The 18,031-nt window shown below is 70.0% G+C and carries 12 protein-coding genes; 7 read left to right on the top strand and 5 right to left on the bottom strand.

Translation table 11 applies throughout. The features are described 5' to 3' along the window. Positions 1-594 precede the first annotated feature (594 nt). The 4 genes from POL72_RS08245 to POL72_RS08230 all read left to right on the top strand — a co-directional run bounded on the left by POL72_RS08245 (position 595) and on the right by POL72_RS08230 (position 6,469). Complete coding sequence (locus POL72_RS08245; protein WP_272094485.1) at positions 595-1,962, top strand: carboxylesterase family protein; 1,368 nt, start codon at positions 595-597, stop codon at positions 1,960-1,962. Positions 1,963-2,032: 70 nt separating this feature from the next. Then, complete coding sequence (locus tag POL72_RS08240; RefSeq protein WP_272094484.1) at positions 2,033-3,751, top strand: DUF1592 domain-containing protein; 1,719 nt, start codon at positions 2,033-2,035, stop codon at positions 3,749-3,751. A gap of 59 nt (positions 3,752-3,810) precedes the next feature. Next, positions 3,811-5,145, top strand: coding sequence for a DUF1552 domain-containing protein (locus POL72_RS08235; RefSeq protein WP_272094483.1), 1,335 nt, complete (start codon positions 3,811-3,813; stop codon positions 5,143-5,145). 370 nt (positions 5,146-5,515) lie between these two features. Beyond that, complete coding sequence (locus tag POL72_RS08230) at positions 5,516-6,469, top strand: transposase (protein ID WP_373372162.1); 954 nt, start codon at positions 5,516-5,518, stop codon at positions 6,467-6,469. Between the two features lie 573 nt (positions 6,470-7,042). Here POL72_RS08230 and POL72_RS08225 read toward each other — a convergent pair. From POL72_RS08225 to POL72_RS51595, 3 genes are all read right to left on the bottom strand, one after another. Beyond that, complete coding sequence (locus tag POL72_RS08225) at positions 7,043-7,648, bottom strand: hypothetical protein (RefSeq protein WP_272094482.1); 606 nt, start codon at positions 7,646-7,648, stop codon at positions 7,043-7,045. Next, positions 7,642-8,682 (bottom strand): transposase, encoded by a 1,041-nt coding sequence (locus POL72_RS08220; protein WP_272094481.1) that lies wholly within the window; start codon positions 8,680-8,682, stop codon positions 7,642-7,644. Before POL72_RS08220 ends, POL72_RS08225 begins: the two co-directional genes overlap by 7 nt. 460 nt (positions 8,683-9,142) lie before the next feature. Further along, the gene (locus POL72_RS51595; protein WP_272094480.1) at positions 9,143-9,505 is read right to left on the bottom strand and encodes a VOC family protein; all 363 of its coding nucleotides are present in this window, start codon (positions 9,503-9,505) and stop codon (positions 9,143-9,145) included. A 105-nt stretch (positions 9,506-9,610) separates the two neighbouring features. Between POL72_RS51595 and POL72_RS08210 the strand changes: the two genes are divergently transcribed. Together POL72_RS08210 and POL72_RS08205 are read left to right on the top strand one after the other, a co-directional pair. Continuing rightward, positions 9,611-10,102 carry a DUF3280 domain-containing protein gene (locus POL72_RS08210; protein WP_272094479.1) on the top strand — a complete coding sequence of 164 codons (492 nt, stop codon included), beginning with the start codon at positions 9,611-9,613 and terminating at the stop codon, positions 10,100-10,102. A 206-nt stretch (positions 10,103-10,308) separates the two neighbouring features. After that, positions 10,309-10,815: a TetR/AcrR family transcriptional regulator C-terminal domain-containing protein gene (locus POL72_RS08205; RefSeq protein WP_272094478.1), complete on the top strand. Its 507-nt coding sequence runs from the start codon at positions 10,309-10,311 to the stop codon at positions 10,813-10,815. A gap of 9 nt (positions 10,816-10,824) precedes the next feature. Here the strand turns inward: POL72_RS08205 and POL72_RS08200 are convergent, their stop codons facing one another. Both POL72_RS08200 and POL72_RS08195 read right to left on the bottom strand, forming a co-directional pair. Continuing rightward, positions 10,825-12,240 carry an RCC1 domain-containing protein gene (locus POL72_RS08200; RefSeq protein ID WP_272094477.1) on the bottom strand — a complete coding sequence of 472 codons (1,416 nt, stop codon included), beginning with the start codon at positions 12,238-12,240 and terminating at the stop codon, positions 10,825-10,827. Between the two features lie 139 nt (positions 12,241-12,379). Further along, the gene (locus POL72_RS08195) at positions 12,380-13,885 is read right to left on the bottom strand and encodes a serine/threonine-protein kinase (protein WP_272094476.1); all 1,506 of its coding nucleotides are present in this window, start codon (positions 13,883-13,885) and stop codon (positions 12,380-12,382) included. 113 nt (positions 13,886-13,998) lie between these two features. Here POL72_RS08195 and POL72_RS08190 point away from each other — a divergent pair, with 113 nt between their 5' ends. Beyond that, entirely contained in the window at positions 13,999-17,964 is a 3,966-nt protein-coding gene (locus POL72_RS08190) for a serine/threonine-protein kinase (RefSeq protein ID WP_272094475.1), read from the top strand. Positions 17,965-18,031 lie beyond the last annotated feature (67 nt).

Raw genomic sequence — 18,031 nt, 5'->3', positions numbered from 1 at the left:
ACGTGTGATTGATCGCGGGCACTTCAGCTCACAGGGAGAGCAGAGCGGTGCCTGGCGGTGGCCCCGTACCCTCTTCATCCACATCCAGGTGACAGGGACTTCATGATCGCTCGGCGGGCGCGCTATCGCCCGTCGAGTGACATGCGCTTACCGGTCGCCCTGCTGCGTCGCGCGCCGATGGCCGAGGAAAAGAGAGTCTGATGTCTCGATCAACCATTCTTCTGTTCATTCGCACCCGAAGCACCGCGGCACGAGGGCATCCTGACCCGCGCCACTGTGAACGATCATATGAATGCTTGCCGCGTCAATTTGAAATGGACAATGACCACGTCGGCGTTCACAACAGGAGCCATCTATATCCTTTTGCTTCGTTCCGGGGGGGGGGCGGTCATGCCCACCGAGAGCTTCGTCAGCCGTTCGAGCACGGCACCGATTCCGCCCCGCGGGCTGTGGAGTGAAGACACCCCCCTCGGTGCATGGATAAGTGATTGATACAGCGTCATTTTTCCAGGAGGGATGCGGATCGCGTAAGGTTTTATATGCCAACCAACGCGTACAGCGTGGCTGTACGGTGGGACGGCCACGACGAGGAGATTGGGTTTCGGATCGCGTTTGGATTTCCTAGCCACACGCCATGAACACAAAGCGTGTTCATGGGCCTCGCCAGCGGATGAATCGATGAAGAACTCTCGAGTTAATGCCTATGTGTCGGTGTGGCGTCGCCGTATCACCCTTGGGAGTGGTGGCGCGCTCTGGCTTCGCGCCGCGCTCACGTCCGCGCTCGTGCTCTGCGCCACCTCCGAGGCCTTCGCGTACAGTTGTCCTCAGAATCCTCCACCGGCCCGAACCGAGACGTACCAAGGTTTTCTGGGCCGCGTGCACGAGCTGAACGGTCAACAGCTGCCGTATCGGCTGTTCGTGCCGAAGGACTACGATCCGAACAAAGCCTACCCCTTGGTGCTCTACCTGCACCACGCCGGGCTCGCGGGCACGGATCGGAACAACGAGACCGGGTGGGACAACTGCGTTCAGCTCACCTCCGAGATCGGATCCGGGAACGATTACGGCGGCGTGTTCACGCATCGCGCCGTAGACAAGGATGGTAGCCGCTTCGACACGCAGCAACGCTACCCGCACTTCGTGCTGGCTCCGCACGCCAACAGCCCGGCGTACGGCTTCGGAGGTGGCGTGAATGGCTCGGCGACCGCGGCCGAGCACCCGACGAGGCCTCTGTTGTGGGGCATCCTCGAGCAGGTCCAGGCCGAGTTCAACATCGACCCCGGCCGCCTCTACGTGACCGGCATCTCGATGGGCTGCTACGGCACCTGGGATATCATCATGCGAACACCGGGTGTCTTTGCGGCTGCGGCTCCCCAGTCCTGCCGGGGAGACCCGAACAAGACGCTGCTGGCCGCGCTCAAGGACATGCCGATCTGGTCGATGTGCGGCACCAACGACAGCTACTTCGCAGGCGCACAGGCCATGGCCGACGCCATGGAGGACGTGGGGGCGACGGCGTTCACGTTCACCGCCATGCAGGGGGTCGGTCACTCCATCAACGACCGCGGTTACGACTACCCCGGCTTCATCGATTGGATGTTCGCGCAGCGCCTGCCCGGCGTGGAGCCCCCCGGCGAGGGCGGCGCCGGCGGCACGGGCGGCGAGGGCGGCGCCGGCGGCACGAGCGGCGAGGGCGGCGCCGGCGGCACGAGCGGCGAGGGCGGCGCCGGCGCCATGGGCGGGAGCGACAGCGGCGGTAGCGCAAGCGGTCAGGGCGGCGCTGCGGCCGCAGCGGGATCGACAGCGAGCGGCGGCAACACCGCTCCCACGTCTGAATCGAGCTGTTCGGTCGCGCGCTCGCCCGGGGCAGCCGCACCGCTCGCGCTGATGCTGGCGCTGAGTCTCGGCGCCGTCGCCTGGCGGCGCGCGGACCGGTCCGACCGGCGCCGAACCAGGAGGTAATGGTCTCCACGTGAACGAGCCACGTCCGGATGAAAAGGTTCGCCAACCCCAACCCCCAATAGAAGCAAAGATGCAAACCTTCGAGACTCCAGAGTCCCCGCCGCGCGAGCGGTCCGGCGTGCGCCGGTCCCTGTGCCGCCTGCTCGGGAGCATGGTGCTCCTGGCGCTCCCGATGGCCTGCATAGGCGAAATCGGCGCAGGCTCACCGGATGGCGCGACGCCGGGCGTCAACACGCCCGGCGACGGCGCCGGCGACCCCGGCACCGGCGCCCCCGGCGTGGCGCCGGACAAGGCCAATACCGTGCTCAGGCGCCTGAACAGGGCCGAGTACAACAACACCGTGCGGGACTTGCTCGGCACGTCGCGGCGCCCGGCCGACAAGCTGCCCAGCGACGAAACGGTCGACGGCTTCGACACGGTCGGCGAAGGTCTGAGCCTCTCACTGCAGCACCTCGAGTCGCTCGAACAGGCTGCGACCGAGCTGATTGACGAGCTGTTCGGGTTGCCGGCAGGTGATGCTCGCCGCCGCGACGTTCTGTCCTGTCAGCTCCAGGCGGGCTCCGAAGAGACGTGTGCGCGGCAGATCTTGTCCGCGTTCGCGCGGCGCGCTTTCCGCAGACCGGTGAGCGAAGGCGAGATCTCCGGACTGCTGCAGCTTGCCCGCAAGGTGAGTGACGCCGGCAACGGCTACGACGAAGGGCTCAAGGCAGCTCTGCGATCGATCCTGCTCTCTCCTCACTTCCTCTACATGGTGGAGAAGGCGCCGGCCGTGCCTCCGGGCGAGTCGGCTCCCCTCGGCGACCATGAGCTCGCGACGCGGCTCTCGTACTTTCTGTGGTCGAGCATGCCCGACGCCGCCCTGTTCGCAGCCGCGGAGGCGGGCGGGCTGGCCGATGACTCCGCCAAGCTGGCCGCTGAGGTCGAGCGCATGCTGACGGACGGCAAGGCGGTGGCGCTCACCGAGAACTTCGTCGGTCAGTGGCTGACCTTGCGCCGGCTGGCGCTGGTCGAGCCGGACCCCAAGACCTTCCCCGACTATGACGTGGAACTGCGCAACGCGGCCGTGCGCGAAACGGAGCTGTTTTTTCGCGAACTCCTGAACGGCAACGCCGCCATCGAGACGCTACTCACCGCGGACTTCACGTTCGTGAACCAGCGCCTGGGTCAGCACTACGGTATGCCGGTTTCCGGATCCGAATTCCTGCGCGTCAGTCTGGCCGGGACCGAGCGCGTGGGGCTGCTCAGCCACGCCAGCTTTTTGATGGCAAACTCCCATCCGGGCTTCACATCGCCCACCAAGCGTGGCGCTTGGGTGCTCGAACAGCTGTTGTGCTCACCGCCGCCTCCCGTGCCGCCGGACCTGATGATCGATCCGTTGGCCGCGCCGGCCGCCGGTGAAACGGTGCGGGAGAAGCTCGAGGCACATCGCGCGGAGCCGCGCTGCGCCGGTTGCCACGCCTTGATGGATCCGATCGGGCTCGGGCTGGAGGACTTCGACGCCATTGGAGGCTATCGCGACTCGGAGGACGCCAGCGGCGTGCTTCAGGGAACCAGCTTTTCCGGGGTGCGAGAGCTCGCGGCGCTGCTCAGTCAGGACGCCAGGCTGCAAAGCTGCTTCGCCCAGCAGCTGCTCACGTACGCGGTGGGCCGATCTTTCCACAGTGCCGGCGGTCACGCCTACGCGGAGGGCGTCGTTCAAGGCGCGCGCGCGGCGGGGCAGCAAGGTGTTCTCGATCTGCTCAATGCGGTGGTGAAGAGCGATGCATTCCGAACCCGTCGTGGAGAGTGAGAGAGACAATGATCAACAGGCGAATTTCTCGACGTAGGTTCTTGGGTAGCGCGGCTGCCGTGATCGGACTTCCGTACTTGCCGTCGGTCGTCGAGCGCCACGCGGAAGCGTCCGAGAGCTGCGCCGCGCCGCAGCGCTTCATCGCGTTCTTCGTGCCGAACGGCATTCACATGCCGGACTTCACGCCGTCTGCGGCGGGCAAGGACTGGGCGATGCCCTACATCCTGGCGCCGCTCGAGCCGATTCGGAACAAGATCGCCGTCGTTACCGGCATCGACTACCAGCGCACCGCGGAGCCTGCCGAGCCGCCAGGCGGGCACGGCTCCGGGACCGGGTCGTTTCTCACGATGATGCCCGTGAACAAGAACGACAAGAACCCGGCGCGCATCAGCCTCGATCAGAAGATCGCCAAGACCATGGCCGGCTGTGGGCGGCCTCTGCCGTCGCTGCAGCTGGGGCTCACGGTGCGCGGTGACGGCAGTGACCGGGTTCCTAACATCGCTTTCATCGAGACCATTTCCTGGGACGCCAACAAGCCTCTGCCCTTCCGGGACGATCCGCAACAGAACTTCGATCGCATCTTCGCCGGGTTGGATCCCAACGCCAGCGCGGCCGAGGCCGCCCGGCGGCAGGCGGTCCGCACCAGCGTGCTGGATCACGTGCTCGGAGAAGCTGAAACGTTGAAGGCCGAGCTGTCTCCGACTGATCGCGTGAAGCTGGATCAGTACATGACCTCGGTGCGAGAGCTCGAGACCCGCATCCAGAACCTCGGCGGAAACGGCGCGACCTGCGCCAAGCCGAACAGGCCGACTGCCACCTCGACCGCGCCCTATCAGGATCGCGTCGCGATCACGCTGGAGCTGGCGGCCTTGGCCTTCGAGTGTGACGTCACGCGCGTCATCACGTTCATGTTCGGCCGCGGCAACAGCATGCAGGACTTCTCGTTCTTGTTCAACGGCGAGTCCACGCCGCACCACCACACGTCGCATCACGCCGGTAACGCCAAGCTTCAAGCCAAGCTGAAGGAGATCGGCCGCTGGGAGGTCAACCACGTCGCGAATTTCCTGAAGCGGCTGGATCAGACTGTAGAGGCTGGCGGACGCACCCTGCTCGACAACACGCTCGCTTACTTCAACAGCGAGATCTCCGACGGCAACACTCACCGCAAGTACGACATGCCGGTGTTGCTCGCCGGCAGCGCGGGCGGGAAGCTCAAGGTGGACGGCAGCCACTACATGTTCACGCAGATGAAGTTTCCGCGACCGCTCTTGGGGCCGAGCGGAGGGCCGCACGGTATCCGACTGTTCGTCTCGATCTTGAATGCCTTCGGCATTCCCGATCAGACATTCGGCGATGGCAGCGCCAAGGGACCGCTCACGGAGCTGCTGGTCTGAACGCTGCTCGTCAGCGAAAGGTCGAAGCAGGCCCGTCGGCTCACGCGTCGAGGCTTGAGCGGGCTCGTCCGGCGCTGAGAATGCCGCACGAGCCCATCATCGGACCTCGACGCGACCGGAGGCCGACCCATGACCGATCTCGCCCAGCGGTGGCGGGCGCGTGCCAAGCGCTCGCCTTCGTTCCCTGCCTCATCCCTCTCTGCACCAGCGTCGACCGACCGGCGTCCGCGTTCGAGCCGCTCCGGCGGGCGCCCCTCTCACGTGGCAGAGACAGCTGCGCCCGTTGTAGACTCGCCGGGATCGGTAAGCACGAGGGAACGCGCGAAGCTGGCCGCTCGCGCCCCTAGAGCGGGTCCGAGGTGCACGCTGCTTGCATCCTCGTAGCGGGAGGGCAGCAAGGATGCGACCCTGCGGACTCGACCTTCGAGAGCGCATCGTCAAGGCGTACGAGAATGGGGAAGGATCGGTACGCGACCTGGCTGAGCAGTTCGAAGTCGCACCGAAAACCGTGCAGTCCTATCTCACGCTCTACCGGACGACCGGCAGCGTTGCGCCGCGCCCTCGCGCGAACGGGCCGCGACCCAAGATCGACGGGCAAGCCCTGGATGACCTGAGGTCGCTCGTGGCGACGTCCTCCGACGCGACGCTGGACGATTTGGCTGACCAGCTCGCGCGCCGTGATCACATCGTAGCCAGCCGCCATACCGTCGGCCGGGCGGGGGTGACCGGCGGGGCCGCCGCGCTGGCCAACCCTGCTGCCTTCGCTGCGCTGCTCGACGCGCTCTACCACAAGCCCTGGGTGGTCTACGCCAAGCCGCCCTTCGCTGGGCCCGAGCAGGTCTTTGCCTACCTCGGTCGCTATACCCACCGTGTCGGGCTGTCCAATCACCGGCTGCGGTGGATGGATAAGCGCGGCGTGTGCTTCCGGACCCGCGGAGACAAGACCGTGACGCTCTCCGCAGAGGAGTTTCTGCGTCGCTTCCTGCTGCACGTGCTGCCTCATCGCTTCGTGAAGATCCGACACTTCGGCTTGATGGCTGCGTGTCACGCCACCACCACGCTCGAGGTGGCACGCACGAGGATCCTGGCGGCGCCAGACGCAGGGCAGCGCGCTGTCGGGGGAGATGAGCACCGGAAAGGCAGCTCTCACGAGCGCGAGCCCTCTCCGCGCCACATCGTCAAGGTCGACTGGTGCACGCTGCTCGCCGCGCTCACGGGGATCGACCTGTCCATCTGTCCTCGCTGCGGTCAGGCTGCGATGGCTCGCCGCCCGCTGCCGTCGTGCGTCGTCGCCTCTTCCGCTGCTCCTCCGGACACGTCATGAGCATCGCTGGCCTGGGCAGGAGCAACAACACCACCTCCGTTGCGCGGCGGTCAGGCATCGATCCGCCTTCTGCGCCGTCCATGTCGGCGGCGTGCCTGCTACTGGGCCTCCGTCGGCGCCGCGCTCTGTCTCGGCACGTCTGCGCCCAACGTCGTGGCGGCGGGATGCACCACGCGTGCGAGCCCCGCCGAGCCCGCCCTCTGCTGCCTTCTCGGGCAGGATCCATCCCCATAGGCCTCGCGACCGCCCCGCCCGACCGCGAACCGGCCCGGTCCAACCCGACGTTTGCGGGACTGCGCCGGGACCTCGCCGCCGCTGCTGCTCAGGCGCAGTCCCGCAAACGCCTATTCGTTATGTCAACTGCCGGTCGTTGGCGGGAAATTCTTGACAGGTCGGAATGGCTTTGCGCGGGCTTCGCTTTGTGAACGCGGTGCGCGCGCTACGCGCGGTCTCGTTTTTCTAGCAGCCAGGGGCCGCGGGATGGAGGCCACAGCGGATGCTGCGAGCGCTGGGAGCGCGTCGCAGGCGCCCCCGTCCCGTCGTCCGCAGCTACGTGACGCTGGTCGGCCGGTATTAGTCGAGGTTGTTGTGGAGCGGGAAGGGCCCGGCGTCCCGCAGCCGGGATCTCCGTCGCTCCAGGAAGCGCCGCCAGTCCTCCTGGTCGCGGAGGATCTCCGGCCTCACGAGGAGCACGACGAGCCGCTCGCCGTGAGCAGGAAAGTCGGTGCGGAAAGGCACGAAGTGCCTGTTGCGCACGATGGCGCTGCTGCTGAACACGTGCTGGGGGTGCGTCGGTCGACCATCGAGCTCCAGGACGACGCGGAGGTGGACGGCGTCGGGCTCAACCAGCCGAGGCCGCACCTCGAAGCGAAAGTCGTGCTCGTCCCGATCGCTCTCGGTCTGGGGAGGGAGCGCGCGCTGCAGGGGGAGAAGGCGCTCGCCCCGCGTGATCGCGATCTCGGCGGTCACGTCGTCGGTGGCGAGCACGTGCGTTCCTGACAGCACGCGGACGCCCGCGTCCGCAGCGATCTCATCGAAGCTCTTCCCCGCGAGGCGGGCCACGTCGTCCGGGTGCATGTCGATCAGCATCGCGTCGACGAACACCCGGGGAGGCGAATCGGCGGGCTGCGGCGAGCGCGCCGGCGCTGGCTCTCGCGATCCACAAGCCGTGGTCAGCACGGCAAACATCGCTGCAAAGAGAATGTTTCGCATCGGCAGGCCTGAAGGCATGTCCCATGCCAGCCAAGCACCCTTGTGAAGCGCGCGCCTGAATGCGTCCGTGTTGCGCGCGGGATGACGACCTGTCGGGCTGAGCGCGCTCGCCGTGACGCTTTGTCATCCCGATGTCGCGGCTGGGTGATGCCGCAACGGCGCGACGTCGGCGACCGAGCTTCAGCCCCTGGCGATGCCCAGATTGAGTCGGTGATCGTGGAAAGCACGCGCATCCTCCGTTCGCATCTCGGGTATCGGAGCGCATCGAACCCGAACGAGCGCTTCATGAGCACGGCCCACTCGACGTAGCGCGACGTAGCGAACAACTCCCCTTCGAGCAGTCGCCCCCAGTGCAAGACCGAGATCAGGGTCGGCTCAACTCGCACCGTGGGGTCGGCATGCACGAGCGACCTCGCTGAGAGCGCCGGGGGAGCGCACGGCGACGCGGGCGCGGGCGCAGGCGCAGGCGCAGGCGCAGGCGCAGGCGCAGGCGCAGGCGCAGGCGCGGGCGACGCGGGCAGAGGCGCGTGCCCCGCGCACGGCTCAGACTTCGCGGCGCGGGCCGGTGGTTTGGGTGTCACGAGAGAGCGCCACGACGAGCGAGGCGCGAACACGCCATGGTATCTCACAAGCGGGATCTTGGGCGGAGGACTCAAAGCCGCGAGCCGGGCCATGAACTCCATTGGACTCATGACGCGGTGAGTGCGTCCCCGCCGAGGTGTCTTCATCAAGTACGCTATACGCCCATCGGACAGGTGCTCGATTCGATCGAGCGCGAAGGCCGGGCGGGTGCAGTACCGCACGAGCCTCTCGCGCCCCTGATCGTCATCCGCCGCGATGAGCACCGCGCAATGCACGTCGAACCCGTCGCACGCCGCGGAGAAGCGTCGCTCCCGGCGCTCGAAAGCCGCGTCTGGACTGTCCTTGTGCTCGAAAGGCCGCGCAAGGAAAGCTCCACCTGCGAGTGCGAGCTGGGTACACGCATCGAGTGCGGAGGGCACGACGGTCTCGTTGCTACGCTCCTCGACCGTGCGCTCGTCGAGGTAACCGCGGCGGCTACGCAAAGCCGGTGCTGCGTAATGTGAATATCCATAGCAGTGAGGAGCCGGAAAAGAATCCGCTCAAACGCATTTGGGAGGGACTGGTCGAGTTCGCAGCGAACGTGCTCGAGAACGACGAGAAGGAACAGGTCGCCGCACCCATTCCGTTCACTGGCACGATCGACAATCCGAAGAGCAGCATCCTGGAGACTATCGTCAGCGTGCTGCACAACGCATTCATCAGCGCCTTCGCCCGCTCACTAGAAGGCAGCATCTCGGTGCGCGCCGTGCGCGAGAACCTGAAGGATGTTGGCGACCCCGCCGCGGAGGAGAAGGGCAAAGATAAGGACAAAAAGAAGGACAAAGCCAAAGCCAAAGCCGAGACCGAGGCTCCCAGCTTTGGACCCAAGCGAAATGAAGCTCACTGGTCGGACCATGCCGCCATTTCGTTGCCGCTCGGGTCCTTGAAGTGGAATCGCCGCCCGCCTGGAAACGAAAAGATGTCCCGTGTCAGCTTGCCACCTGCGGCAGTCACCTTCCGGCGCGTTTCTTCCAGATCCTGCACATAGATGACGACGAGAGGTTTACTGGGACGGTGCTCCGGATCAGCGTTGATCCCGCTGCCCAGACCGCTGCCTTTGATGTCGACGTAGTCATCGCCCCAATGTTCGAACGACCAGCCGAAAGTCTCGGCAAAGAACACTTTGGCGCGTTGGAGGGCGGCGACGTCACGGGCGGGAAACTCGATGAAGTCGATCTGGTTCGGTGTTTTCTTGGCAGGCATGACTCATTATTTCATAAATTCGCTAGGTCGAAATCATGAAATGACCGAGGTACGCGTGACACGACTTCACTGAAGTCGGCGAGACCAGGGAACAGGAGACTATCCATGCTTAAGCTGATGCTGAGCGCCGCATTGCTAGTAACGTTCGCGGCCGGCGCCGCACCTCAACCGATCACACTCGCTGTATTCGATTTCGAGCTCGATGATTTCAGCGCGTCGCCTGAAGGGACTGCTTCAGCCGACACCGCGCAGCTGGAGAAAGGCACAGACACGGTCCGTCAGCTCCTCGCGCAGTCCGGTCGCTACAAACTGCTCGATGTCGGCAACGTGGGTGCTCCCGCTGCAAAGACGCATACGTTGCGTGATTGCAATGACTGCGACGCCGACATCGCATCGAAGCTGGGTGCCGAGCAATCTTTGGTCGGTGTCGTAAGTCGAATCAGTCGCACCGAGTACGTCGTCAAATTTCATCTGCGCGATGCCCGGACAGGCGCTGTCGTTGCCACGGGAGACAGCGGGCTGCGAATGGGTGCCGACTATTCGTGGAGTCGAGGCGCGGCGAGCTTGCTCAAAGCTCAGCTGCTGGAGCGCCAATAATCCCGCCACACTTGTCACTCCCACCTTGGCTTTCCCATCCCTACTCTGGGCACGAACCCAGCGTAGGAGATGGTCATCACCAGGCTGATAGGAAACCATAGAACTCTCGCCCGTGTCAAGCCCCGCGGGAACGGCGCCGGGCGAGCCGTCTTTCGCGCATTAGACACCCGCTCGGCCCGTCGCAGGGCCCGCGCGCCGTGCATTGGGTGCAGCCCGCGATCGAGCTCGCCGACGGCGAGGGGCTCTCGGCGCTGTCGATGCAGCGGGTCGCCGGGAAGCTCGGGTTCACCACGATGTCGCTGTACAGGTACGTGCCGGGCAAGGCCGAGCTCCTGGATCTCATGCTGGACACCGTGGCGGGGGAGCTGCCGCTCGTGGACAGCGTCCCCGGGGGATGGCGGGCCAAGCTCGAGGCGGCGGCGCTCGCCGACTGGGCGCTCTACCACCGCCACCCGTGGTTCTTGCACGTGACGCCGGTACGCCCCGTGATGGGGCCGAACGGGATGGCGGCGTACGACGCGGAGCTCCGCGCGGTCTGCGGGATCGGCCTCACCGCCCGCGAGGTGCTCGCCGCCGTCCACCTCGTCGACGGGTACGTCCGAGGCGCGGCGAGGCTCTCGGTGGACGCGGTCGAGGCCGAGCAGGAGACAGGCGTCACCGACGAGCAGTGGTGGTCCGAGCGCGCGTACTTCTGGGTCTGGCGGGATTTCTGACGCGCGGAATCAGTCCCTCGGCTCCCACGGGATCTGGATGCGCACTGGAGTCGCCTCGAACGACGCACCCGGGCCGCGGCCGAGCTGGCCGTGCGTGTCGAGGCCCCAGCAGTAGACGTCGTTCGCGCCGGTGAGCGCGCACGCGTGGCCGTTGCCGACGGCGACCGAGGCCGCGTTCACCACGCCGGAGACCAACCGCGGTATGGGCGCGCAATCTGGAGACCCCGGCCAGCACTCCCCGGCGCTCGCCGGGCTCGTGCGTGACGGGGTTCCCCAGCAGTACACGACGCCGGGCTGCGCCACCGCGCAGGCGTGCTCGTAGTACGCCGCGACGTGCTTCACATAAGGGATCTCCACCCGCACTGGCTGCGTCGCGCAACGCCCGTTCCCCGGGCACCACTCGGGGGAATCCTCGCCATCGACGCCCCAGCCGAGGCCGCCGAACTGGTTCTGGCCCCAGCAGAACAGCTGCTGGCCCCTGTCGACGCCGCAGGTGAAGTCGTTGCCCGCGGCGAGCTGCACGAAGCCGAACACGGCGTCGCGCGTGATCGGCCTGGACGCGACGTCCAGGCTCGTGCCCAGCCCGAGCTGACCCACGCCGTTGTCGCCATAACAAACGACGTCGCTCGCCGGATCCTGCCCGGGCGCGGGCGCGAACAGGACGCACGTATGGGCGTAGCCCGCCGCCGCGGAGAGCGCGTGGAAGCCAGAGTCGGTCACCCTCGGCGCCGCGCCCCAGCACTGGACGTCCCCGTCCGGCGCCAGCACGGCGCAGGCGTGGTGCGGGCCCGCTGCGAGACTGACAGCCTCCGTGACCGGCGCCTGTACCGGGACCGCGCTGCAAGGGAAGCGGAGACGGGGACAGTCGGCGGTCTGCGCGCCGAGCTGGCCGTGGGAATTCGAGCCCCAGCACCAGACGGTGCCGTCCAGCCGCCGCGCGCACATCGCGAGGCTGCCGATGGCGAGCTCCACCACGCCGTCGAGGTCGGGGATCCAGGTCGGGGTCGAGTGATCCACGAAGCCCCCCAGCCCGAGCTGCCCTGTCTCGGCGCTGCCCCAGCACGCGACGTGACCGTGAATGCCCACGACGCAGGTGTTGTCGCCGCCGGCCACGAGACGCATTTCTTGCGGGGGAAACGGGTCGGCCCCACCGTACGGCTTGGGGGCAGGCTCAGGCTCCGGCTCGGGTTCTGGCTCCGGCTCGGGTTCTGGCTCCGGCTCGGGTGCTGGCTCGGGCTCAGTGACCGTCCCGCCGGCATTACCGGGCTCGGTGACGGGCGAGGACCCACCATCGCCGGTGGGCGGCGATCCGCCGTCGACCACCGGCGGATCGCCGGCCCCGAACTCGACCGTGGTGCCGCACGAGGCGGCGCTCACGGCGAGCGCGGCGGCGACCGAAACGAAGGCGAATGACGAGGTGCTCATGATCGCGAGGATGCCGCTCGATCGGCGCGCTGGGCCTTAATCCGGCCTTAATCCGGGGGCGCCAGCGCTTCGCGGCGTCCCGCGCCGCCGCCTGCCGGGGAGCGCCGCGTCGAGTCCGCCTCGGCGCGGGCGCCGAGGGCTACGCCCGCTGCCAGGGCTCCAGCACCCGGAGCAGCGCGCTCGACCCCTGCGAGACGGACGCGGGGTGCGCGGTGACGCCGAGGCCGTCGAGCAGGGCGGGCGATGCGAAGAGCCCCTCCGCCGCCCCCTCGGGCACCCACCCGGAGAGCTCCAGCAAATCGCCGCCCGTCAGCGTGCCGTCCGCGCTCGCCAGGAGCTCGCCGACGTGCACGCAGAGCCGGACGTGCACCCGCCGGTCGCGCCCCGAGCGCGCTTCGAGCCGCTGCTTCAGCGACAGCGCCGCGCCGAGCGCGTCGCGGCGCGCGGCCTCGTCGCGCGCCGGGTCGAGGGGCCGGTCGGCCGTGACCAGCGCGGTCGTGCCCGTCTCGACCGCGGTCGAGAACCCCGCCTTCGTGAGCTCGGACAGCGCGAAGGGCAGGACGGACTCGAAGTCGTCGAGCAAGTCCGGCGTCGGCTCATCGAGCGCGCCCGGGTCGGCCTGCACCTCCACGTGGATGCCCATGGCCGATCGCCGGGGCGCCGCGGTCGTCGCGCCCGCCGCCCGCGGCGCCGCGACGGCCGCGCGCAGCTCGGCGAGCAGCTGCCCCGCCGACGGCTGGCGCTCCGCCGGGGCCTTGCTGAGCGCCCGCAGCACCACGTCGTCGAGCGACGGGCTCACGCGCGCCTGCGCGCTCGGGCGGGGCGGGCTCGCGAAGAGGTGGAGCTGGCGCAGCACCGGGAACGACGCGCAGGAGAACGGCGGCTCTCCCGTGAGCATCGCGTACGCCAGCGCGCCGAGCGCGTAGACGTCCGTCCGCGCGTCGACAGGGCGGCCCAGGAGCTGCTCGGGCGACATGCTGGAGGGCGAGCCCAGGACGTGCCGCGACGTGGTCAGCGCGGGACCGGGCGCGTCGAGCAGCTTCGCCACGCCGAAATCGAGCAGCACCACGCGGGGGCCGCGTCTCTGCATGTCGCCCGAGCACAGGAAGACGTTGGACGGCTTCACGTCGCGGTGCACGATCGCCTGCGCGTGGGCCGCGTCGAGCGCGCTGCAGAGCGGCTCGAGGAGGGCGAGCACCTCCTCCAGCGGGAGCCGGCCGCGGGCCTCGAGGTGCGCCTCCAGGCTGACGCCGTCGAGCAGCTCCATGACGAAGTAGGGGCGGCCGTCCTCCAGCCTGCCGACGTCGAGCACGTCGACCACGTTCGGGTGCCGCACCCGCTGCATCACGACGACCTCGCGCTCGAAGCGGAGGCACACGTCGGGGTGCAGCGCGAGCTCGGCGTGCAGGACCTTGATCGCCGCCTTCGTGCCGCGCGCCGCGTGCTCGCCGCGGTAGACGACGCCGAAGCCGCCCTCGCCGAGGACGCTCTGGAGCACATAGTCTCCGGCGCGCGAGGGCACCTCGGCGCTGCACCGGCCACCCGCGATGGATTCCTCCCCGGCCGAGAGGGTGACCGTCTCGTCGGTGGGGCTCACCACCCCGCGCGGCGCGCTGGGGATGGTGTCGTCATCGACGTGTGCCATGCTGGCCCGCGACGATAGCATAGGCGTAGTGCGCGCTCGCGCGCGCGCCTGTGCGCCTGCGTTGGAGAGGCCGAGTGCATCGCTGTCCTTTGTGTCACCGGCGTCGCGAGGGCATGGCGCCGTGCCCCCTCGACGGATGGACGCCGCCGCCCGGCGAGCCCTCCGCGCCCGCTCCGCCGCGCGTCCCCGGCGTCTCGCTCGGCGAGCGCCTGGGGCAGGGCGGCTTCGCGATCGTGTGGGCGGGGGTCTCGGACGAGGACGGCGCCCCGGTCGCCGTCAAGGTCGGCATGTCCACCACGCCGATGCTGGAAGAGCGCTTTCGCCGGGAGGCCGACGCGCTAGAGCGCATCGGCCCGCCGCACGTGGCGCGGTTCCACAGGTGCGGCCGGCTCGACGATGGTCGCCCCTACCTCGTGATGGAGCGGCTCTTCGGCCGCACCCTCGCCTCGGAGCTCGCCGCCCTCGCCGCCCCGCCCGATCCGGGCTGGGCCGCGGCGCGGGCCGACGCCGTGCTCGCCGCGCTCGAGGCCGCCCACGGCAGGGGCGCGATCCACAGGGATCTGAAGCCGGAGAACCTCTTCATCGAGCGCCGCTCCGGGGCGGCGGACGAGCGCGTCGTGCTGCTCGACTTCGGGCTCACGAAGCGCTCCGAGCGCACGCCTGGCGACGCGGCGCGGGAGGAGCTCCTCACCCGCAGCGGCGTGGTCCTGGGGACGCCCGAGTACATGGCGCCGGAGCAGTTCCGCGGCGAGGCGGTCGACGTGCGCGCCGACGTGTACGCGTTCGGCGTCATCCTCTTCGAGCTGCTCACGCTTCGGCTGCCCTTCGCGGGCGACGGCGCCTCGCTCGAGCATGCGCACCTCACGCTGCGCCCGGAGCGTCCGGGCGAGCTCGCGCCGGTGCCCGCGGCGCTCGAGGAGCTCACGCTGGCGTGCCTCGCCAAGGATCGCGAGCGCCGCCCGTCGGACGCGCCCGCGCTGCGGCGTGCCCTCGCCGCGGCGCGCGCCACGTTCGCGCCGGCCGGGCCGGGCGCGCCGCCCGCGCGCGCCGCGCCGCCGGCGGACTCCACCGGCGCCAGGCTGATCGCCGGGGGGCGGAGCTCGGTCGTGCTGCTCGTCGCGGACACGACCACCGCGGCGTCGCCCGTCATTGCCTCCGTGACCGGCCGCAAAGGGTTCATCACGCGGCAGCGCGGCAGCCGCTACGTGGCGGTCTTCTCTGGCAAGGACACCGATCACCCGGCGCAGGCCGCGCTCGCCGCCGCGCGCGAGCTCGCCGGGAAGCACGGGGCGCGCGCGGCGCTGCACCTCGCGTCGGTCACCCTCCGTCGCAGGGCGCGGGGCGCCGTCTCGGCGTACGGCGCCGCCGTGGAGCGACCCGAGACCTGGCTGCCGCCGGAGCCGTGGTCCGGCGTCGCCCTCTCCGCCGAGATCGAGCGCGCCCTGCCGGCGCGCGAGGACGGCGACAGCCGGCCCGCCTCGGCCGAGGCCGAGCCGTCGGTCGAGATCGAGGCCCCGCTCGCCGGCCGCGACGATGTCCTCGCGGCGATCGCGGAGAGCGCGCGCGCGGCCTTCGACGGCACGTGCCCCGGTCTGTTCACGCTGATCGGCGACACCGGGCTCGGGAAGAGCCGCCTCGCGGCGGAGGCGGCCTCGGCGGCGCTCCGCTGCGACGCCGGGGCGCTCGTTGTCTCGCTCCGCGCGGCGCAGCCGCTGCTCGGCGACGCGGCGCGCGACGCGGCGGGGCTCCTCGGCCGTGTCCTCGACGCGCCCGCGGAGGCGCCGCCGGACGTCGCCGCGTTCTGCCGCGAGCGGCTCGGCGCCGCGCTCGGCGAGGCGACGTGGCCGTCGGTCGCGGCGGCGCTCGGCTGGTCGCCGCTGCCCGCGCGCGGCGCGCCCGCCTCGTTCCACCACGGCGTGGTCCAGGCGCTCGGCGAGGCGCTGCGCCGGCGCGCCCAGCGCGGGCCGGTGGCGGTGATCGTGGACGACGCGCACTGGGCCGACGACGCGCTGGTCGACGCGCTCGAGTACGCAACGCTCGACGGCGCCGGCGTCGCGCTGTGGGTGCTCGTCGCCGCGCACCCGCGCTTCGAGCAGGTGCGCCGCGCCTGGGGCGCGCGCACCCAGCGCCACGAGCGCGCGGCGCTGGCGCCGCTCGACGACGCGGCGGCGATGGCGCTCGCCGCCGAGCTGCTGCGGCCGGCGGAGTACCCCCCTGCCGAGACGCTGCGCCGGCTCGCGCGCTGGGCGGGCAACAACCCGGCGTGCCTCATGGAGCTCGTGCGCTCGCTCAAGCGGGCCGGCCTCGTGAAGCGCCGCGTGAACGCCGGCACCCACTACGTCGCCACGGCCGAGCTCGACAGCCTCCCCCCGTCGCCCGCGTGGCAATGGCTCGCGGAGCGGCGGCTCGACGCGCTCTCGCCGGAGCTCGCGGCGTGCGTCCGGCTCTGCGCGGTGCTCGGCGACTCGTTCGCCCGCTCGGAGCTCGAGCAGATCCTCGACTCGATCGCCCGGGCGGGGGACGCCGGCACGCCCATCGACGCGGGCTACGGCCTGAGCGCCCTCGTCGAGCAAACGATCCTGGAGCGCGGCGCGGGCGAGCGGTACTCGTTCCAGAGCGCCGTCTTCCGGGACGCGGTGGTCGAGCTGCTCGACCCGGCGGAGCGCGCGCAGATCCACCTGCGCGCGCTCGCCTACTTCACGGCCAGGGTGGAGGCGGAGGGGCCTCGCCCGGAGCTCCTGGCGCCGCTCGCGCGGCACGCCGGCGGGTGCGGGGCGCGGGAGGCGGCGGCGGACGCGTGCCTCACGCTGGCCGATCTCGCGTTCGCGCGGCACCGCCACGTCGAGGCGGACCGGCACTACACGGCGGCGCTCTCGTTCGCGGCGGCCGACGACGCGCGCCGGCGAGCGCGCGCGCTGGCGGGGCGGGGCAAGAGCCGCTACCGCGTCGACCGGACGCGCGAGGCCACGGACGACCTCGCGGCCGCGCGGGCGCTCGCCGTGGAGCTCGGCGACGACGCCTCCCTCGCAGACGTGCTGCTCGAGGAGGCGGCCGCGCTCGACTGGGCGGGCGAGTTCGAGCGCTCGGCCGAGCGCGTCGAGGAGGCGCGCGCGCTCGTCAACCGGCTCGGCGTGCGCGCGCTCGTCAACCGGCTCGGCGCGCGCGCGCTCGAGGGCCGCGTGCTCGTCGCCGAGGGGCGCTCCTGCTTCCGGCGTGGCCGGGTCGCCGAGGCCGTCGAGCTCCTCACGCGAGGCGCCGCCAGCGCGGAGGCCGAGGGCGATTATGGGACCAGGATCGTCGCGCTCCTCCTCCTGTCGCCCGCCTTGATGTGGCTGGGAGAGCTCGACCTCTCGAACGCCCGCTTCGACGAGACGTTCGCCCTGGCGTCGTCCGCCGAGGACTGGCCTCACCTCTGCGCCGCCTGCACGTGCCGCATCCCGCTGCGGGCAATGCGGCGCGAGCTCGACCTCGCCATGGCCGACATGCGCCACGCCATCGCGCTGGCGCGCGAGCTCGGAAACCCCGTCCTGGAGCGCCACGTCACGCTGAACGCGGCGGAGCTGCTCCACGCCAGCGACCACGGGGACGAGGCGCTGGAGCTGGCCCGCCGCGCGCACGTGCTCGAGCGGCGGTTCTTCGAGCACGCCGCGCCCGAGTGCTCCCTGCTCCTTGCGCGCATCCTCGTCTCGAGGCGCTGCCACGACGACGCGAGCCGCCACCTCTCGTGGATCGAGCGGAGCTGCCCGCCCGACCCCTCGGCGCCCTCGCTGTGGGCGTTCTACCGCGCGGTCCACCTGGCGCTCTGCGAGCAGGGCCTCCGCGCCCGCGAGCCGTCCGCGAGCGCCGATCCGTGGGAGGACGTGCTGTCGCGGTGCCGGGGCGGTCTCCTGGCGATCGAGCTCGTCGAGCTGCTCTCGATGCGCGCCGAGATGGCGATCGCCGGCGGGCGGCCGCGGGAGGCCGCCTGTGCTCTCCAGGAAGCGACAGCGCAGCTCGACGAGGCGCCGGGCTTCCGCGCGCGGCTGGCGCGGCTCGCGGCTCAGCTGGATCGGATGGCGGCTCCGGGCACCAGCGGGTGAGGGGCGGAGCCTCCATCCGACGCCCCCGGGCGCCCGCCCTCGCGCCGGGGCCAGATTGTAAATATTT

Source organism: Sorangium aterium (genome assembly GCF_028368935.1).
Lineage (GTDB): Bacteria > Myxococcota_A > Polyangia > Polyangiales > Polyangiaceae > Sorangium > Sorangium atrum.
The sequence above is the reverse complement of the archived record's forward strand: the minus strand, read 5'-3'. Positions and strand labels throughout refer to the sequence as shown.